Here is a 17,896-nt window from a genome sequence, read left to right on the forward strand (position 1 = left end):
CGTCGTATGCGGTGACGCGACCGTCTCGCGGTGACACGGAGCCGACTCGTTCACGCGCGTGTCATCTGGCGGTGCCAAGATGTACTCCATGATCGATTCCGCGCTCGCTGACGCCGGGCTCGGTGATGCCGAAGACGATGACTTCGACGCCATCGAATCCCCGGACTCGCTACTGCCCGACCATCGCTACCATGATCGCGAGATCAGCTGGCTCGCCTTCAACCAGCGCGTCCTGGAACTCGCGGAGGATGCGACGCTTCCGGAGTTGGAACGAGCGAACTTCCTGGCGATCTTCGCGAGCAACCTCGACGAGTTCTTCATGGTCCGTGTCGCGGGGCTCAAACGCCGCATCGTGACGGGTCTCGCCGTGCCGACGAATGTCGGCCGCTCCCCTGCGGACGTGCTCGCCGACATCTCCCGCGAAGCGCACGCCCTGCAGCTGCGCCATGCGGCCGCGTGGACGGACCAGGTGCGTCCTGCTCTCGCGGATGCCGGAATAGAGATCACCGAGTGGCACACCCTCACAGAGGCTGAGCGCGCGGCACTCACCGAGTACTTCCAGCTGCACGTCTTCCCGGTGCTAATGCCGCTCGCGGTCGACCCCGCGCACCCCTTTCCCTATATCTCCGGGCTGTCGCTCAATCTCGCGATCCGCATCCGCAATGCGCGCACCGGACGACAGGAGTTCGCGCGACTCAAGGTGCCGCCGATGCTCCCGCGGCTCGTCGAAGTACCCGGCGACAGCGAGATCGCACGGTATCTGCCGCTGGAAGATCTGATCTCGAATCATCTCGGCGATCTCTTTCCGGGCATGGAGGTGCTCGACCACCACGCATTCCGCCTCACTCGCAATGAAGATGTGGAGATCGAGGAGGACGAGAGCGAGAATCTGATCCAGGCGCTCGAGGCCGAGCTGCTGCGCCGTCGTTTCGGGCCACCGATCCGCCTCGAGATCGCCGACGACATGGATGAGGTGACCCTCGATCTCCTGATCAAGGAGCTCGACATCACCGACCAGGAGGTCTACCGTCTGCCGAGCCCGCTCGATCTGCGCGGCCTGTTCTCGCTGTCGCGCGTCAACCGTCCCGACCTGCGTTACCCGCCGCACCTTCCGACCACGGCCGTGGCGTTCCAGCCGACGGGAACGAGCACCCGTGCTGACATCTTCGCCGCCATCCGCAAGGGCGACGTGCTGGTGCACCACCCGTACGAGTCCTTCGCGACCAGCGTGCAGGCGTTCCTCGAGCAGGCCGCCCGTGATCCGCACGTGCTCGCCATCAAGCAGACGCTGTACCGCACCTCTGGCGACAGCCCGGTCGTGCAGGCGCTGATCGACGCGGCAGAGGCCGGCAAGCAGGTGCTCGCACTGGTCGAGGTGAAGGCGCGCTTCGACGAGGCCAACAACATCGTCTGGGCGCGCAAACTCGAGAAGGCCGGCGTGCACGTCGTCTACGGGCTTGTCGGCCTCAAGACGCACTGCAAGCTCGCGCTCGTCATCCGCGAGGAAGACGGGATGCTGCGGCACTACTCGCACGTCGGAACCGGCAATTACAACCCGAAGACGAGCCGTGTCTACGAGGACTTCGGCCTGTTCACGGCCGACGCTCAGGTCGGCAAGGACCTCACTCGCCTGTTCAATGAACTCAGCGGGTACGCGATCGAGAAGAAATTCAAACGCCTGCTCGTCGCACCGCTGCACCTGCGCAAGGGGCTGCTGCGGCAGATCGACAACGAGCGGAAGAACGCCGAGGCCGGAAAGCCTGCGCACATCCGCATCAAGATCAACTCCTTGGTCGATGAGGAGATCATCGACCAGCTCTACCGCGCGAGTCAGGCCGGAGTGAAAGTCGACGTCTGGGTGCGAGGCATCTGCAGCATCAAGGTCGATCTGCCAGGAATCAGCGACAACATCACCGTGCGCAGCATCCTGGGACGATACCTGGAGCATTCCAGGATCTTCGCGTTCGACAACGACGGCGATCCGCAGGTGCATATCGGCAGTGCCGACATGATGCATCGCAACCTCGACCGCCGCGTCGAGGCGCTGGTGCGGGTCACCGATCCCACACATGTCAAAGAACTGCTGTCCTTCTTCGACCTCGCGATGGATGACGGCACGGTGTCGTGGCACCTCGGCGATGACGGCGTCTGGACGCGCCACTCCGCAGACGCCGACGGGAAACCGCTCATCGACCTGCAGGATAAGACCATGAGCCAGATCCGACGTCGTCGTCGTACGCGCACGGTGCGATGACCACGATGACGCAGGAAGCGAGTCATGTGGTCACATCGGACAAGGCCGTGTATGCGGCCGGCGCCGTGGTGTGGCGTCTCGTAGAGGGCAAGCTCTGCATCCTGCTGATCCATCGCACCAAGTACCGCGATGTGACGCTGCCGAAGGGCAAGGTCGATCCGGGCGAGATGCTCGCGCAGACCGCAGTTCGCGAAGTGCATGAGGAGACCGGCATCCGGGTGGACCTCGGAGTCCCTGTGGGGGTCAGCCGCTACTTCATGCGCCCCAAGCGGCAGAAGGTCGTGCATTATTGGGCGGCTGAGGCCACCGAAGACGCCATCCGAGATTCGACTTTCGTTCCCAACAACGAGATCGCAGCTCTTGAGTGGGTGAGTACGAAGAAGGCACGCAAGCACCTCAGCTATCCGGTCGATCTGGAGATTCTGGACGAGTTCGAGCGTCTCGTCGACGACGGTGTCCTGCACACCTTCCCGATCATCGCGCTCCGGCACGCGAAGGCAGTCTCACGCGCGGAGTGGGACGGACCCGACGCATCGCGCATCCTCACTGATCGGGGCCGGAGGCAGGCGAGGGCGATCGTCGCCCCGCTGCGCGCATTCGGTGTCCGCAAGATCATCACCAGCGATGCTGTGCGCTGCGTGCAGACTGTGGCGCCACTCGCGAAAGCCTTGGACCGCAAGTCCGTCGAGACCGAGCTGATCAGTCAGGATGCCTGGGAAGAGGGCGCATCCGACGTGCGAGCGGTGATCGGCAAGCGCGTGCGCGCGCGCAAGCCGGCCGTCATCTGCAGCCATGGTCCGGTACTGCCCGACCTCCTCAGCGAACTGGCCCTCGCGACCGGCACGATACAGGGTTCGTACCTGGGCAGCGCCTCATCGCTCGAGGTCGCTGCGTTCTCCGTCGCGCATCTGTCGGCGACCAACCCCGGTTCCGGGATCATCTCGATCGAGACGCACGTCCCCAAGGTGTGACCTCACGGCGCAGACGCCCAGTTCTGCGGCCCCGGGCCGAGTTCTTGTTCGCCACCAGTCGTTCACCTGCTGTTTACCAGCGCGGGAGAGTCTCGTTAACCGCCGCGCATAGCGTCACTGTGTGCCCTGCACCGGGCCTCAACCATTCAACGATCGAAGGATCCACAGTGAAGATCTCCCGAATCGCTCGCATCGGCGCCGTCGGCGCCGCAGCAGTTCTCGCTCTCGCCGGCTGTGCCGCGAACGAAGGCGGAACGCCCGAGGGCTCGGGCGAGCCCTCCACCTCGACCCTCACCGGCTCCGTCGAAGCGACCGGCGCCTCCTCGCAGGAAGCCGCCCAGCAGGCCTGGGTCGCCGCCTTCCAGACTGCAAACCCCGACACGACGGTGAACTACACCGCCACCGGCTCCGGCACCGGCCGCGAGAACTTCCTCGCCGGATCGTCGAACTTCATCGGCTCCGACCGTGCATTCAACGCTGAGGAGATCACCGCCGGCGGCTTCGGCTCGTGCACTTCCGACGAGATCGTCGAGATCCCGGTCTACATCTCCCCGGTCGCCGTCGCGTTCAACCTCGAGGGCGTGGACACCCTGAACCTCGACGGCGCGACGATCGCCGGAATCTTCGCCGGCACCATCACCAACTGGAACGATGCGGCCATCGCCGACCAGAACCCGGACGCCACGCTTCCCGACCAGGCGATCGTACCGGTCCACCGTGCCGACGCATCCGGCACCCAGGAGACCTTCACCAGCTACCTCGAGGCCGTCGCGCCCGATGTGTGGACGAACGAGGCCAGCGACGAGTGGCCGCTGTCGACCGGTGAGGCCGCAGACGGCACCTCCGGTGTCGTGAGCGCCATCACGAACGGCGTCGGCTACATCGGCTTCGCCGACGCTTCTCAGACCGCCGACCTCGGTCAGGTCGCGGTCGAGGTCGAGGGCGAATACGTCCCCTACTCGGCTGAGGCCGCCTCCGCACTGGTCGCCGCTTCGCCGCTGGAAGAGGGCCGTTCGGCTCACGACCTCGCATTCGCGGTCGACCCGGCTGCGGCTCCCGCCGGCTCGTACCCGATCGCGCTCGTGTCGTACCTCATCGGCTGCGTGGACTACGAAGACGCCGAAGTCGCCGCGCTCGTCAAGGGCTACTTCCAGTACGTCGCATCGACCGAGGGCCAGGACGTCGCCGCAGAGGCTGCCGGCAGCGCCCCGATCTCGGACGACCTGCGCGAGAAGGTCAACGCCGCGATCGACGCGATCGTCACTGAGTAACACGGTCCCTCAGTCCTAAGCTGAGAGCCGTGCTGAGGCCCCCGCGGCGCTGGTCGAATCGCTCGAACCAGCACCGCGGGGGCACACGCATGAACACGTCCCGCACATCCCTCCGAACACCCGTGGAGCCACGCAGATGACCACCACCACGACGGATACCGAGAGCACCCGTTCGCCCGTGTCACCGAAGGCCGTGCTTCGCCCGGGAGACCGCATCTTCTCCGGCACCGCCCTCAGCGCCGGCATCATCATCCTCATCACGCTGGCAGCGGTCGCCGTCTTCCTGGTCGTGCAGGCCATCCCGGCCTTCGCGCCTGACACCTCCGACAACCACATCCTCGAAGGACAGTCGTTCGTCACCTGGGTGTGGCCGTTCGTCTTCGGAACGCTGTGGTCGAGCCTGATCGCTCTGGTCATCGCCGCACCGATCGCGATCGGCATCGCGCTGTTCATCTCGCACTACGCGCCGCGCAGGCTCGCGGGCCTGCTGGGCTACATCATCGACCTGCTCGCGGCTGTACCGTCTGTCGTGTTCGGACTATGGGGCGCCCTCACGTTCGCTCCGATGCTCGTGCCGTTCTACAAGTGGCTCAACACGAACCTCGGTTGGATCCCGATCTTCTCCGGCACCCCTTCCGGTACAGGTAAGACCATCCTCACGGCATCCCTGGTCCTCGCCGTCATGATCCTGCCCATCATGACCGCCATCTGCCGTGAGATCTTCCTCCAGACGCCCAAGCTGCACGAGGAGGCGGCACTCGCCCTCGGAGCGACCCGCTGGGAGATGGTGCGGATGGCCGTGCTCCCCTTCGCCCGCAGCGGCATCGTCTCGGGCGCGATGCTCGGCCTCGGCCGCGCACTTGGCGAGACGATGGCTGTCACGCTCGTGCTCTCGCCGCTCGGCATCGTCACCTTCAACCTGCTGAACCCGGAGAACCCGACGACGATCCCCGCGATCATCGCGCTGCGGTTCCCCGAGGCCCACGATTCGGGCGTCAACACGCTCATCGCGGCCGGTCTGATCCTCTTCATCGTGACCTTCGCGGTCAACTTCGTCGCACGCTGGATCGTGTCGCGTCGTGCCGAGTTCTCGGGAGCAAACTGACATGACCGCCATCGCCGTCGCCCCCACCACCCACACCACGAGTGCGGGCCACCTGCCCAAGTGGGCTCCGTGGGCCCTCCTCGCGGTCTGCTTCGTGATCGCAGGCACGATCTTCGCCTTCGCCAACGCCGGTGGCGACCCCGCCGACTTCAACATCGCACTGACGCTGGTCGTCGGGATGATCTTCTACATGGCGCTCATCTTCGTGATCTCCACGGTGGCCGAGAGCCGACGTCACGCGACCGACCGTCTGATGACGGCTCTCGTGTCGGCGGCGTTCGTGGTCGCGCTGCTTCCCCTCATCTCGCTGCTCTACACGGTCGTCATCAACGGCCTCGCCCGCTTCGACGGCGAGTTCTTCAGCTTCTCCATGCGCAACATCGTCGGCGAGGGCGGTGGTGCCATCCACGCCGTCTGGGGCACGCTGCTCATCACCCTGGGAGCGACGATCATCTCGGTGCCGATCGGCCTGATGACATCGATCTACCTCGTCGAGTACGGCGAGGGCAAGAAGCTGGCCCGCGGCATCACGTTCCTGGTCGATGTGATGACCGGCATCCCCTCGATCGTCGCCGGTCTGTTCATCTACTCGGTGTTCGCACTCATCATGGGCCCTGGCACGCGCATCGGCATCATGGGTTCACTGGCGCTCTCCGTGCTCATGATCCCCGTCGTCGTCCGCGGTTCGGAAGAGCTTCTGCGCATCGTGCCGAACGAACTGCGTGAAGCCGCATACGCGCTCGGCGTGCCGAAGTGGCTGACGATCATCAAGGTCGTCATGCCGACCGCGATCGCCGGCATCGTCACCAGCATCATGCTCGCCATCGCGCGCGTCATCGGCGAGACCGCACCGCTGCTGCTCACGGTCGGCATCGTGCAGGGCATGAACCTCAACATGTTCAGCGGACAGATGTCGACGCTTCCGGTGTTCTCGTACATGCAGGCGAAGTACCCCGGTCTTCCGGCGGATGCCTACATCGACCGTGCGTGGGCCGCCGCGCTCACGCTCATCCTGATCGTGATGGTCCTCAACCTCGCCGGCCGCCTGATCGCCAAGGTGTTCGCGCCCAAGATATCCGGCCGCTGAGCCGATTCCCTTTCCCGACTGAAGTTTCCCGACCGAAGGATCTCTCAGATGTCCAAGAGCATCGAAGTAAACGACCTCAACGTCTACTACGGCGACTTCCTCGCCGTCGAGGGCGTCAGCATCGACATCAAGCCCAACACGGTGACGGCTTTCATCGGCCCGTCCGGCTGCGGCAAGTCGACCTTCCTTCGCACTCTCAACCGCATGCACGAGGTCATCCCCCGTGCCCGCGTCGAGGGCGAAGTGCTCATCGACGGCAAGAACCTCTACGGCGCGAACGTCGACCCGGTGCTCGTGCGCCGCCAGGTGGGCATGGTGTTCCAGCGCCCGAACCCGTTCCCGACGATGTCCATCAAGGAGAACGTGCTCGCGGGCGTCAAGCTCAACAACACACGCATGGCGAAGAGCGACCAGGATGCACTCGTCGAGCAGTCGCTGCGCGGCGCCAACCTCTGGAACGAGGTCAAGGACCGTCTCGACAAGCCGGGATCCGGCCTCTCTGGTGGGCAGCAGCAGCGTCTGTGCATCGCTCGTGCCATCGCGGTCTCACCCGACGTCATCCTCATGGATGAGCCGTGCTCGGCCCTTGACCCCATCTCGACCTTCGCCATCGAAGAGCTCATCGCCGAGATCAAGACCCAGTACACGGTCGTGATCGTGACGCACAACATGCAGCAGGCGTCTCGCGTCTCCGACAAGACCGCGTTCTTCAACATCGCAGGCACCGGCAAGCCGGGCAAGCTCATCGAGTACGACGAGACGGCCACGATCTTCACGACGCCGTCCGTGCAGGCGACTGAGGACTACGTCTCGGGTCGCTTCGGGTAATCCCGGCGCTCCCTCCCGGCGCTCCGTCCCCTCGCTCCCCTCGCTCCCTCCCGGAAAACCCAGACCATCTGGCGTGTCTGCGGTGTGTTGCACTACAACACACCGCACGAGACCAAGTCGGTCTGGGTTTTCCCGTTGATGACTCGTCCGGCACGGGATGCAGGGCGAGCGGCTTGTGCACGGAGAGCGACTTTGCGCGTATGGGCGGTGCTGGTGACCGGCCAGGATCTCGGTCATGTCCTTCACAACGGCATCCGCCGCGCTGCGCGCCCTCGGGCGCATGGCACGCACCGCAGAGCTCGCTCGGCTCGGGGTGACAGAAGCCGAGCTCACCCGCGCGGTCCGCACAGGCACCGTCGTCCGTCCGCGCCAGGGAGTGTATGCGCTCCCCGATTGCGGGGACGAGCTGCTGCATGCGGCTTCCCACGGCGGAACCGTCGGATGCTGCGCCGCAGCAAGGATGCTCGGGCTGTGGGTCCTGGACGTCCCGGAGCAGCATCACATCTGGCTCGGCCGCGCAGGCACTCCACGATCCGACTGCACCGGATGCCGCGTGCACTGGGACGATGGCACGGTCGAGGTCGGTATCCTCCCGCCGGTGCACAACGTGCTTCTGCAGATGGCGATCTGTGCTGACGAAGACACCTTCTTCGCAGCGTTCGAGTCGGCCCTTCGGCATCACAAGATCTCGCCAGGCGGCATCACCTGGTTGTGGAGCCGCCTGCCCCGACGACGACGCTGGCTCATCGACTTCGCACGATCCGATGCCGACAGCGGGCTCGAATCGCTTTTCAGGCTGCGGATGCACCGGCTCGGCGTCACGATGCGCTGCCAGGTCAGCATCCGCACCGTCGGCGAAGTCGATTTCGTCATCGGCGACCGCCTGATCATCGAAGTGGATGGGCGGGCGAATCACGAGCGCGAGAAGGAAAGAGCCAAGGACCTCGCCCGCGACGCCGCCGCGGCAACTCTGGGTTACGAAACTCTGCGGTTCACGTACGCGATGATCGTCCACCATTGGAAGAGCGCCGAGGCCGCGATCCTCGCCAAGATCGCCGATCGCGCGCACCTGCGCCCCGTGCACTGATCCCCAGAGCCAGTGCCACATCCTTCCGCCCGGAGAATCCACCCGTGACGTCGGAAATCCCAGTCCACGTGGCGCGCCGTCGGCGTGCCGGTCTAAGCCACACCGACGACACGCCAAGTCGTCCCCGTTTTCCGATGGGATCGGGGAGGACGTGCACCCGGACCGCCACGTCCGAAGCTATGCGCAACTCAGTCGCGGGGCGACAGGAGGTAGTGGTTCAATTCCGAGGTCAGGGCGTGGTCGACGGGCACGTCGACATCGTCGATGGTCGTGATGGGCGCCGCGAGGCGGACGCTGGACACCAGCCAGGCGGCATCGGCGCGGGGAAGATCGGATGCCGGAATGCGGTCGTACCCGGCATCAAGGCCATTTTCGGCGAGGTGCTCGTACACGCTCAGTTGGGTCGTACCGTGCAGGATCCCGCCGGTCGGCGCCGGAGTCGTGAAGCGGTCGCCGAATCGGAGGATGAGCGATGCGGTCGGCGCTTCGAGCACGAACCCGTCGCTGGAGAGGAAGATCGCGTCGTCCGCTCCCCGGCGATGAGCCTCCCGCAGCGCCGCCATGTTGACGGCATACGACAGCGTCTTCGCCCCGAGCAGCAGCCAGGGAGCCCGCTCGGCCACGTCGAGGCCGTACCCCCGGTCGAGGGTGACGACCTTGATGCCGACCTGCCGGACTTTCGTGAAATCGGATGCCGGTGCCGCCGTCACCCAGGCGGTCGGGGTTGGGCCGTGCTCGACGCCGCGGCTGAGGATCAGTTTGATCACGGACTCCCCCGCCGGACACTCCGACGCGGCGACAGCGACGGCCTGGCGCCACTGCTCCTGGTGAGGTACGGGAAGATCGCACAGCCGCGCCGAGTTCGCCAGGCGCTCCAGGTGCGGGATCACCTCCTGGGCGTGACCGTCGACCACGCCGATCGACTCGAATACGCCGTCGCCTCGTTGGGTGCTGAGCTCCCCCACGCTGAGCGCCGGAGCAGCAGCATCCACGACTGTGAACGTCTCCGCGAAGTCGGCGCGCTCCTCGGAGGCGTCGACGGGATCGATGATCAGAGCGAAGCGCCGGGTCATGCAACGACTCTACGACCACGGAGGCGGCGGGAATACCTTCGGCGTCCGGACGTTACAATGGACAGGCCGGGCCGCATAACCCCGGGCTCCAAATATTGCCGCTACGAGCGGCCTTCCGCCGAGAGGCGTTCTTGCGGCCCGGTCTTTCCATGTCCGGATCGACTGCGGCCCGCCGGCACTCGGTCAGGTCAGGCCGCCGACACGCCAGAGACCGGCCGCAGCGCTGAGATCGTTCGCGTACGTGCTCAACCGGCGCGCCCGCGTGGTCAGTTCCGTTGCGCGAGCGGGCTCGGTCACTTCGTAATCGTCTGCGGTATGCGTCGCACCGGAGACCTGCACACGGCAGAAGGCGGCGGCGCGTTCGAGCGCGACCGAGAAGTCGCCGCGGAAGACGCCGCGAAGAATCGTGTCGATCAGCGCCACGATCTCCTCAGGGTTCGCTGGAACGGGCGCGCCGGCCACGACAGCATCCACCGACTTGAGTTCGACACGACCGCGCTCATACAGCAGCGCAGAAGTCTGCGGGTCGCTGTGAATCGCCAACTGGAGCAGGTACAGACGCCAGAGCGCTCCGGGGAGCGAGACCGCTGGGGGCCGTGGCCCACAACTCGGCGATGTCGTCGATGCCGTGCTCGGCGGTGAACGCGATCAGGCGCTCCGCGCTCTCCCCGCTCTCGTCCTCACGAGCCCGGGTCAGCAGTGCGGAAGCCGTCGCGTGCGCGACCCTCGTCGCCTCTGCGGAATCAGACGATCCGATGAGGTTGTCGAACGATGCCGACGGGCGCCGTACAGGACGATGGAATTGCTCGGGCATCCATCCAGGCTACTCGCGCTCAGGCAGTGGGGATCGCGATGATCGGATCGCTCGTCGGCTGCCCGGTCGGTGATCCGCCGGCCGGCTCCACTGTCACGGCGATCACGTCGCCTTCGTGCATGTCACCGTCGAGCAGAGCGGTCGCGTTCCCGGCATCCGCCTCGAAAAGCCCGGCCGGAACTGGTTCATCGCCGCGCACGAACCAGAGCTCGTACGTCTGATCATCGGTGAGCGGTTCGAGTCCGTCTGCGACGAGCACTGCGCTGCCCACCGACGCCGACCAGTGCGCGGTGGCCACAGCGCCGGATTCCAGCTCCACAGACGCCTGCTGCGCATCGGAAGCCGATTGGATCTCCTCGAGCGCGACGACGGATGCCGGAGTGGCCAGCTGCGACGTCAGGGTGGCGATTCCGAAGCCGAGCCCCACGAGCAGCACCAGGCATGCGGCCAGCGCGAAGACGGCGCGAACCCATCTACGAGGCGGCCTCAGGAGGCCCTCCGCGGTCGCGGTCTGCGTCTCTTCTGCTGGCCCGTCGCTCTCCTGCGGAGTTGCGGCGATCTGTGCGAGCAGGGCGGCACGGATGTTCGAAGGTGGCGGTGTCGACGATGAGGCGGCGGCGAGCAAGTGCGCAGTCTGGACGTCGTCTTCGGCGATCGCCTGCCATTGCGGGTGATCGGCGAGGGCTTGCGCATAGCGCTGCTCATCGGCGTCCGACAGCGCGTGGAGGGCATGCCCTGCCGACAGCTCGTCGAATTCCTTCTCGTTCATGCATTCACCCCCATCTCGCTTCGCAGACGTGAGAGTCCATCTCTCATCCTCGTCTTGATCGTTCCCAATGGCGCACCGATCAGCACAGCGATCTCGCTCTGGCTGTATCCGCCGTAGTAGGACAGGACCAATGCCTCCCGTTGCGGATCCGGGAGCGTCGCAAGAGCTGCGATGACCTTGCCCCCCTCGATGCTCAACTCGACCTGCTCGGCGACACTGTCATGTGCGACGCCGAGATCACGCATACCCACCCGCACGTCGCGGTCAGCGCTGGACTGGGACGCGCGTACCCGATCGACCGCCCTGCGGTGAGCGATCGTGAGAACCCACGTCCTCCCCTGTCCCTTGTTCGGAGCGAACCGGCCTGCGGATTGCCACACTTCCAGAAAGACCTCTTGGAGCACTTCCTCGCTCTGCGAGCGGTTGACCAGCACACGCAGGATGAGCCCGAAGACACGCGAGGAGAGCAGATCGTACAGATCGGCGAACGCTCTCTGGTCTCCGGAGGCGACGCGGACGAGGAGGTCGGCGGCGAGGTCTCCCGCCGAACCGTCCTCCGGCATATCCACGCCGTCTATGACCATCACCCATAAGCATGCCGCATCCTCCTCGTCTCGTCTTGATCCGCCGCGCATGCGCGCATCATCCGATGCCGACGAAAGAATCTCTGATCCGTTCCCATCCGATCTCGAACGGGCTCCGAAGACTCATCGACACCGCGGGAATGCCGTGGTTCCGATTTCCGGAGGTAGACATGTTCAGCACCAAGAAGAAGATCACCGCAGCTCTCTCGCTCGGCTTCGCCAGCGTTCTCGTGCTGTCGGGTTGTTCGATGGGTTCAGACACGGCTGAAGAGCCGACTGAGCCGACCGCCCCTGAGACGTCTGAGGCGCCCGAGACGATGGATCCGGCGGGCAACCTCGTCGGTCCTGGTTGCGAGGCGTATGCCGAGGCAGTCCCGGACGGCGGCGGATCGATCGAGGGGATGTCGAAGGACCCGGTTGCCGTCGCAGCATCCAACAATCCGCTGCTGACGACCCTTGTCGCTGCCGTGAGCGGCCAGCTCAACCCTGATGTGAATCTCGTCGACACTCTGAACGGTGACGAGTTCACTGTATTCGCACCGGTCGACGAAGCATTCGCCAAGATCGACCCGGCCACCATCGAGGCTCTGAAGACCGACTCGGCCACGCTGTCGTCGATCCTCACCTACCACGTGGTTCCCGGCCAGATCGCTCCCGAGGACATCGCCGGCATGCACACCACAGTGCAGGGCGCCGACCTCGAGGTCACCGGCAGCGGCGACGAGTGGATGGTCAACGACGCGAACGTGATCTGCGGTGGAGTCCAGACCGCGAACGCGACCGTGTACCTGATCGACTCGGTCCTCATGCCCCCGGCTGAGTAAGAAGAATTCCGGCCTTTGGGGAGGCTGGAATGGGGGGCGACGCGGTCGCCGGCGAAGCTGTGTCGCCGGCGGCCGCGTTCTGTCGTTCTAGAATGTATCTGAGGGCCTCTAGCTCAGTTGGCAGAGCATCGGACTTTTAATCCGCGGGTCATGGGTTCGAGCCCCATGGGGCCCACCGTGTTCGACGTCAGACATCGGCAACTCCTGCGCGACTGCTTCGGAGTGCCGACAGTCCAAGACGAGATCGACAAGCCCGGCCGACGCCCCTGGCCTCTAGCACGGCTCGCGTTCAGCGACCACCCCCTTCACGCCATCCGCCCTCGACGGGAGAGTCGAAGCGTCCCGTCCGGGACATTCCACTCACCGCGAAAGGAATCAATGATGGCCGAGCTCACCGACAAGCGCGTCGCGTTCCTGGCGACGAACGGATTCGAGGACAGCGAACTCACCGGCCCCTGGGATGCCGTCACCGGCGGCGGCGCGTCCGCCCTGATGATCGCGCCGGAAGGGTCGGAGATCACCGGCAAGAACGGACACGTCCAGACCGTCGATCTCTCCTCCGCAGACGCTTCCGCAGACGACTTCGACGCCCTCGTGCTCCCGGGCGGCGTCGTGAACGCCGATCATCTGCGATTGGACAAGCCCTCGATCGCGTTCTCACGCGCCTTCTTCGAACAGCACAAGCCCGTCGGGGTGATCTGCCACGGATCCTGGATCCTCATCGAGGCCGACGTCGTCAGCGGTCGTACATTGACCAGCTACCCCAGTCTCGCCACTGATCTTCGCAATGCCGGAGCAGCCTGGGTCGATGAGGAGGTCGTCGTCGATCAGGGTCTGGTCTCGAGCCGCACACCGGACGACCTCCCGGCGTTCAATTCCAAGGTGATCGAGGAGATCGCCGAGGGAAGGCACTCCGGCCAGACGGCGTGACCGCGTGACGGCATGACGGCGTGACCGCGCTCAGGATGCCGTACGCGAGCGATGGCGCCTGACCGCGGCACGGTTCGCACACCGCACCGAGCAATAGCGCTGACGTCCGTTGCGGGTCACATCGACCACGACATTCGTGCAGGGCGCGGCGGCGCAACGGCACAGCCTACTCATCCCCCGGGTGACGAGATGCAGGGAGGTGCCGACGCTGATCACGGCCCGCAGCACAAACGGCAGCGCGTCGTTGCTGTCGCGATAGTGCAGGTGCCATCCCTCGCCGTTGTGGTCCACCAGTCGCGGATAAGCCGCCGCTGACGCCATCTGGTCGTTGAGCATGGCCGCTCGGTCCTCGTCGCGATCGCTGTCGACGATCAGCAGCCAGTCATCGATCACGTCGCGGCAGGCGGTGTGGTCGTCCACCCCATGGGCGAAATCCATCGTCATCCCGGCCTCGCGCGTGCGTTCGACGATGCCTTCGCGATGGGTCGGCCAGTCATTCGCAAGGGATGCCGCAAGAAGCACTGCGTACTCGCCGTAAGGGTTGAGATGCATAAGAGCATTACATCATGCTGGAGCCATGACCCGCCAGCACACTGCTTCCCTCCCCGTCCAGCCGGCCGCTTCCGCGGCGCACGAGCACGGCTGGACCGTCGAATCGCGGCATCCGACGAGCGAGGGCCTGGTGCTCTACGTGCGTTGCGGCCTGTGCGGCGTTCGCCGAGTCGATGTGCAGCTGACACCTCAGCTGCCACCGGAAGCGGTCAGTCGCGCGACGAGTGCCTCGGGATGCCGACCAGCTTCTCCGCGCCGGTGAGCACCGGCCGCACGGAACCGCTGGAGGCCGCCGCCAGTTCGGCGGACAGCGCCGGCAGCTCCGACGGCGGGGCCCACACCACGAACTCCGCCTTCGCGCGGTACACCGGGTCGCCGAGGAGGGCACCACGCGTGCGCACCCACTCGCGCAGCAGGTTGTCGTAGCGTCCGGCATCCGCATGCTCGACCGTGACCGCGACGGACGAGAGCATCCGTCGATCGACGATCGTCGCGAGCTCGAGCGCTTCCGAGACGGCAGAGGAGTAAGCGCGAACCAGGCCCCCGGCGCCGAGCTTGACACCACCGAAATACCGCGTGACCACCACGACGACATCGGTGAGCTCGCGGCGCAGCAGCACCTCCAGCATCGGCACCCCCGCCGTGCCGGACGGTTCGCCGTCATCCGAGGAGCGCGCCTGATCGCCGAGGGCTCCCGTGACCTGGGCCGAGCAGTTGTGACGTGCACCCCACGCCTCGTGCTTCACCGCCGCGATGACCCGATCCGCGTCCTCCGCAGACGCGACCGGCTCCGCGTGCGCGATGAATCGGGATTTCTTGATCACCAGTTCGTTGTCGACCGCCGCTGCGATCGTGGAGGGATATCGACGGGGCACTGCAGATCACGCGGTGAGTTCGACGAGCTTCCGCACGGTGCGCAGGTTGCGCGCCGTGCCTGCGACTCCGAGCGCCTTGTCCAGAGCCGCTTTCGTGAGCTTGGTGGCCTGCACCCCGAGTTCGCTGTAGGAGATCCAGAGATCGCTTGCCACGAGCGCGATCCGCTCCCCCGGCACAAGGCGCTCCTCGAGCGCGACGACGCCTTCTCTCGCAGGCTCGCCCTCAAGGAACATCGCGTGCACCAGCCTCTCGACCCCGTCGTCGAAAGGCTGGGCGGCGAGCGATCCCGTGAGCTCGTCGTGCGTGCGTGCGATCACCGGGGTGTCGACGCCGAACTCCGTCGTGATCACCTCACGGACGCGCGCGCAGGATGCCACGGCATCAGCCGGTTGGTCGCAGACGATGTTGCCGCTGGCGATGTAAGTGGAAACGCCGACGAGATCGGTCTCGGACGCGAGCACCTCGCGCAGACGCGCCATCGGTACGAGATTGCGCCCGCTGACGTTCACGGCACGCAGGAGCAGGACGCTACGGCTCACGCGTCGGCACTGTCAGGACCAGTGCCTTCCACCTGCGCGCTCTCGATCAGCTCCGCGCCGGCGTGGGCGAGCTCCGCGAGAGCTGCCGCACTCGAGTCCGCACCGACGCCTGCGACCAGATCCGTCAGCACACGAACGTGCACACCATGCGCGATCGCGTCGAGCGCGGTGGCCCGCACGCAGTGATCGGTCGCCAGCCCTACGATGTCGGCCGAGAGCACCCCGCGTGCGCTGAGCACAGCGGCCACGGTGGCGTCGTCGTCCGCGACGCCTTCGAACATCGAGTACGCGGGCTTGCCCTGCCCTTTTCGGACGTGATGAGTCACGGCATCTGTGGCGAAGAGCTCGTCGTAGTCGGCCCCTGGTGTCCCTGCGACGCAATGCACGGGCCAGGTGCCCACGAAGTCAGGGTCATCGGCGAAGTGTCCGCCGTTGTCGCTGTCGGCGTCGTGCCAGTCGCGCGATGCCGCGATCACGTCGTAATCGCTCGCCCGGGTGGTCAGATACGCCGAAATTCCGGATGCCACGGCATCCCCGCCCTCGACAGCAAGCGCGCCGCCTTCGGTGAAATCGTTCTGCACGTCGACGATGAGGAGTGCCCTGGTCATGATCCGAGGGTACGCCAACGACGAAGCCCCGTGATGTTCTTCACATCACGGGGCCAGTGGAGCCGCCTGTCAGAATCGAACTGACGACCTTTTCATTACGAGTGAAATGCTCTGCCGACTGAGCTAAGGCGGCGTGCGCTGCGAGAGCGGCACGATCAACGATATTACCCTGTTGAAGCCGCCACCGCGAACCGACGCCTCGGCACGGTCGGATCAGCTGCATTCGAGGTCAGCTTCAGGAACGACGTCGTCGAGGAAGTACGCCTCGACAGCCTCATCCACGCAGGTGTTCCCCTTGTTGTACCCGGTGTGGCCCTCTCCGACACGGGTGATGAGTACGCCCTCCTCGAGCTGCTCGGCGAGCGAGACCGACCACTCGTACGGAGTTGCCGGGTCGTTCGTCGTGCCGACCACGAGGATCGGACCTGCGCCTTCGGCATGGATCTCGCCACGCGTGCCGGTCGGAGGGTACGGCCAGACGGCACAGGTGTCAGGGCCGCTCCAGTACGGGGCGATCGTCGGCGCTCCGGCCTCGACCTTCGCCATCATGGCATCCTCAGCGGCCTGATCGTCTTCCAGCGGGTAGTCCATGCAGTTGTACGCGGTGAAAGCCTCGCTGGAGTTGTCCAGGTAGGTGCCATCCTCGCGACCGTTGTAGAAGTCCGCGAGGTAGAACGCGCTGTACGGGTCACCCTGCAGCGCCTCGTCGAGCGCCTGTGTGAGGAACTCCCAGCTGTCCTCGGAATAGAGCGCGGCGATGATGGCGGTCATCAGCGAATCGGCGCCGAGCATGCGTCCGTCGTCGTTCTTGAGCGGCGTGCGGTCCACGCTCGCGAGCAGCGCGCCGAGGTCTGCCATGGCTTCGTCGACCGTGCCGTTGAAAGGGCAGGAGCCCGAGTCCAGGCAGTCCTGCATGTAGGCGCGCAGCGCTGCCTCGAATCCGATGGCCTGGGTGGCGCCGACGTCGAGGCCGGGAACAGCCGGGTCGATCGCGCCGTCCAGCACGAGACGACCGGCCTTCTCCGGGTACAGCTCAGCGTACGTCGCGCCGAGGAAGGTGCCGTAGGAGTAGCCGAGGTAGTTCAGCTGCTTGTCGCCGAGCACCGCGCGGATCAGATCCATGTCACGCGCCGAGTTCACCGTGGTGACGAACGGCAGAATGCCTGCGCTGTTCGCCTCACAGGCATCCGCGAACGCCTGATCGGCCGTGGTGAGCTCGGCCTCCCACGCGTCGGTTCCCCGCGCTGCCGTCGGGATGTCGTAGAGGTACTTGTCCATGTTCGCGGCGTCGAAGCACTGCACGGCGGTGGAGTCGCCGACCCCGCGCGGGTCGAAGCCGATCACGTCGTAGTTCTTGATCAGATCGGCGCCGACCCCGTAGTCGAGGCTGTCGAGGATGAAGTCACGCCCACTGCCACCGGGGCCGCCGGGGTTGGTCAGCAGCGACCCCATCGGCGAACCGGTCGCCTGGTGCCGGACGACCGAGAGCTCTATCGTCGCCCCGTCCGATGGGTTCTCCCAGTCCAGCGGAGCGGTCACGTATGCACAGTCGAATCCTGCGGCTCCGCCGTCGCACTCGGCCCACTCCAACGTCTGCTCGTAGAAGGGCAGCAACTCTGCCGAGACGCCCTCGGTGTCCGGCTCGTTCGTCGTGGACGGCCTCGGCTCGGCGCCTTCCGGGATCAACGAGTACAGGCATCCGCTGAGCATCATGGATGCCGCGG

19 protein-coding genes and 2 tRNA genes are annotated in these 17,896 nt (G+C 65.7%); 10 read left to right on the forward strand and 11 right to left on the reverse strand.

What is annotated here, in order from left to right; genetic code table 11:
- Positions 1-88: 88 nt before the first annotated feature.
- From QFZ46_RS02800 to QFZ46_RS02830, 7 genes are all read left to right on the forward strand, one after another.
- Positions 89-2,254 carry an RNA degradosome polyphosphate kinase gene (locus QFZ46_RS02800; RefSeq protein ID WP_307358078.1) on the forward strand — a complete coding sequence of 722 codons (2,166 nt, stop codon included), beginning with the start codon at positions 89-91 and terminating at the stop codon, positions 2,252-2,254.
- Positions 2,251-3,225, forward strand: a complete 975-nt coding sequence (locus QFZ46_RS02805) for an NUDIX hydrolase (RefSeq protein ID WP_307358080.1) — start codon at positions 2,251-2,253, stop codon at positions 3,223-3,225. Before QFZ46_RS02800 ends, QFZ46_RS02805 begins: the two co-directional genes overlap by 4 nt.
- Before the next feature lie 167 nt (positions 3,226-3,392).
- Positions 3,393-4,496: a phosphate ABC transporter substrate-binding protein PstS gene (gene pstS / locus QFZ46_RS02810; protein ID WP_307358082.1), complete on the forward strand. Its 1,104-nt coding sequence runs from the start codon at positions 3,393-3,395 to the stop codon at positions 4,494-4,496.
- Between the two features lie 136 nt (positions 4,497-4,632).
- Positions 4,633-5,601, forward strand: a complete 969-nt coding sequence (gene pstC, locus QFZ46_RS02815) for a phosphate ABC transporter permease subunit PstC (protein ID WP_307358083.1) — start codon at positions 4,633-4,635, stop codon at positions 5,599-5,601.
- 1 nt (position 5,602) lies between these two features.
- Positions 5,603-6,688: a phosphate ABC transporter permease PstA gene (gene pstA / locus QFZ46_RS02820; protein ID WP_307358085.1), complete on the forward strand. Its 1,086-nt coding sequence runs from the start codon at positions 5,603-5,605 to the stop codon at positions 6,686-6,688.
- 48 nt (positions 6,689-6,736) lie between these two features.
- Positions 6,737-7,516: a phosphate ABC transporter ATP-binding protein PstB gene (pstB, locus tag QFZ46_RS02825; protein WP_307358087.1), complete on the forward strand. Its 780-nt coding sequence runs from the start codon at positions 6,737-6,739 to the stop codon at positions 7,514-7,516.
- Between the two features lie 235 nt (positions 7,517-7,751).
- Positions 7,752-8,603, forward strand: a complete 852-nt coding sequence (locus QFZ46_RS02830) for a type IV toxin-antitoxin system AbiEi family antitoxin domain-containing protein (protein WP_307358089.1) — start codon at positions 7,752-7,754, stop codon at positions 8,601-8,603.
- A gap of 188 nt (positions 8,604-8,791) precedes the next feature.
- Here QFZ46_RS02830 and QFZ46_RS02835 read toward each other — a convergent pair whose 3' ends face one another.
- From QFZ46_RS02835 to sigK, 5 genes are all read right to left on the reverse strand, one after another.
- Positions 8,792-9,676 (reverse strand): aminodeoxychorismate lyase, encoded by an 885-nt coding sequence (locus QFZ46_RS02835; RefSeq protein WP_307358091.1) that lies wholly within the window; start codon positions 9,674-9,676, stop codon positions 8,792-8,794.
- A gap of 183 nt (positions 9,677-9,859) precedes the next feature.
- Positions 9,860-10,219 (reverse strand): hypothetical protein, encoded by a 360-nt coding sequence (locus QFZ46_RS02840; protein WP_307358094.1) that lies wholly within the window; start codon positions 10,217-10,219, stop codon positions 9,860-9,862.
- Positions 10,176-10,490, reverse strand: coding sequence for a hypothetical protein (locus tag QFZ46_RS02845; protein ID WP_307358096.1), 315 nt, complete (start codon positions 10,488-10,490; stop codon positions 10,176-10,178). Before QFZ46_RS02845 ends, QFZ46_RS02840 begins: the two co-directional genes overlap by 44 nt.
- A gap of 19 nt (positions 10,491-10,509) precedes the next feature.
- Positions 10,510-11,259 carry an anti-sigma factor gene (locus QFZ46_RS02850; protein ID WP_307358097.1) on the reverse strand — a complete coding sequence of 250 codons (750 nt, stop codon included), beginning with the start codon at positions 11,257-11,259 and terminating at the stop codon, positions 10,510-10,512.
- Entirely contained in the window at positions 11,256-11,843 is a 588-nt protein-coding gene (sigK, locus tag QFZ46_RS02855) for an ECF RNA polymerase sigma factor SigK (RefSeq protein ID WP_307364484.1), read from the reverse strand. Before sigK ends, QFZ46_RS02850 begins: the two co-directional genes overlap by 4 nt.
- Positions 11,844-12,013: 170 nt before the next feature.
- Between sigK and QFZ46_RS02860 the strand changes: the two genes are divergently transcribed.
- From QFZ46_RS02860 to QFZ46_RS02870, 3 genes are all read left to right on the forward strand, one after another.
- Positions 12,014-12,667 (forward strand): fasciclin domain-containing protein, encoded by a 654-nt coding sequence (locus tag QFZ46_RS02860; protein WP_307358100.1) that lies wholly within the window; start codon positions 12,014-12,016, stop codon positions 12,665-12,667.
- A 102-nt stretch (positions 12,668-12,769) separates the two neighbouring features.
- A tRNA-Lys gene (locus QFZ46_RS02865) sits at positions 12,770-12,842 on the forward strand.
- Positions 12,843-13,048: 206 nt separating this feature from the next.
- Positions 13,049-13,597, forward strand: coding sequence for a type 1 glutamine amidotransferase domain-containing protein (locus tag QFZ46_RS02870; RefSeq protein ID WP_307358101.1), 549 nt, complete (start codon positions 13,049-13,051; stop codon positions 13,595-13,597).
- A gap of 30 nt (positions 13,598-13,627) precedes the next feature.
- On the opposite strand, the gene QFZ46_RS02875 is transcribed toward QFZ46_RS02870, so the two are convergent.
- The 6 genes from QFZ46_RS02875 to QFZ46_RS02900 all read right to left on the reverse strand — a co-directional run bounded on the left by QFZ46_RS02875 (position 13,628) and on the right by QFZ46_RS02900 (position 17,885).
- On the reverse strand, positions 13,628-14,149 hold the full coding sequence (locus tag QFZ46_RS02875) for a CGNR zinc finger domain-containing protein (protein ID WP_307358103.1): 522 nt from the start codon (positions 14,147-14,149) through the stop codon (positions 13,628-13,630).
- A 209-nt stretch (positions 14,150-14,358) separates the two neighbouring features.
- On the reverse strand, positions 14,359-14,973 hold the full coding sequence (locus QFZ46_RS02880) for an IMPACT family protein (protein ID WP_307358105.1): 615 nt from the start codon (positions 14,971-14,973) through the stop codon (positions 14,359-14,361).
- A 57-nt stretch (positions 14,974-15,030) separates the two neighbouring features.
- Positions 15,031-15,564 carry a DUF1697 domain-containing protein gene (locus tag QFZ46_RS02885; RefSeq protein WP_307358106.1) on the reverse strand — a complete coding sequence of 178 codons (534 nt, stop codon included), beginning with the start codon at positions 15,562-15,564 and terminating at the stop codon, positions 15,031-15,033.
- Positions 15,561-16,172, reverse strand: coding sequence for an isochorismatase family protein (locus QFZ46_RS02890; RefSeq protein WP_307358108.1), 612 nt, complete (start codon positions 16,170-16,172; stop codon positions 15,561-15,563). Before QFZ46_RS02890 ends, QFZ46_RS02885 begins: the two co-directional genes overlap by 4 nt.
- Positions 16,173-16,229: 57 nt before the next feature.
- Positions 16,230-16,305 (reverse strand) — tRNA-Thr (locus tag QFZ46_RS02895).
- 80 nt (positions 16,306-16,385) lie between these two features.
- Positions 16,386-17,885, reverse strand: a complete 1,500-nt coding sequence (locus QFZ46_RS02900) for an alpha/beta hydrolase (protein WP_307364486.1) — start codon at positions 17,883-17,885, stop codon at positions 16,386-16,388.
- Positions 17,886-17,896: the final 11 nt, after the last annotated feature.

This window comes from Microbacterium murale, assembly GCF_030815955.1.
Classification (GTDB): Bacteria; Actinomycetota; Actinomycetes; order Actinomycetales; family Microbacteriaceae; genus Microbacterium; species Microbacterium murale_A.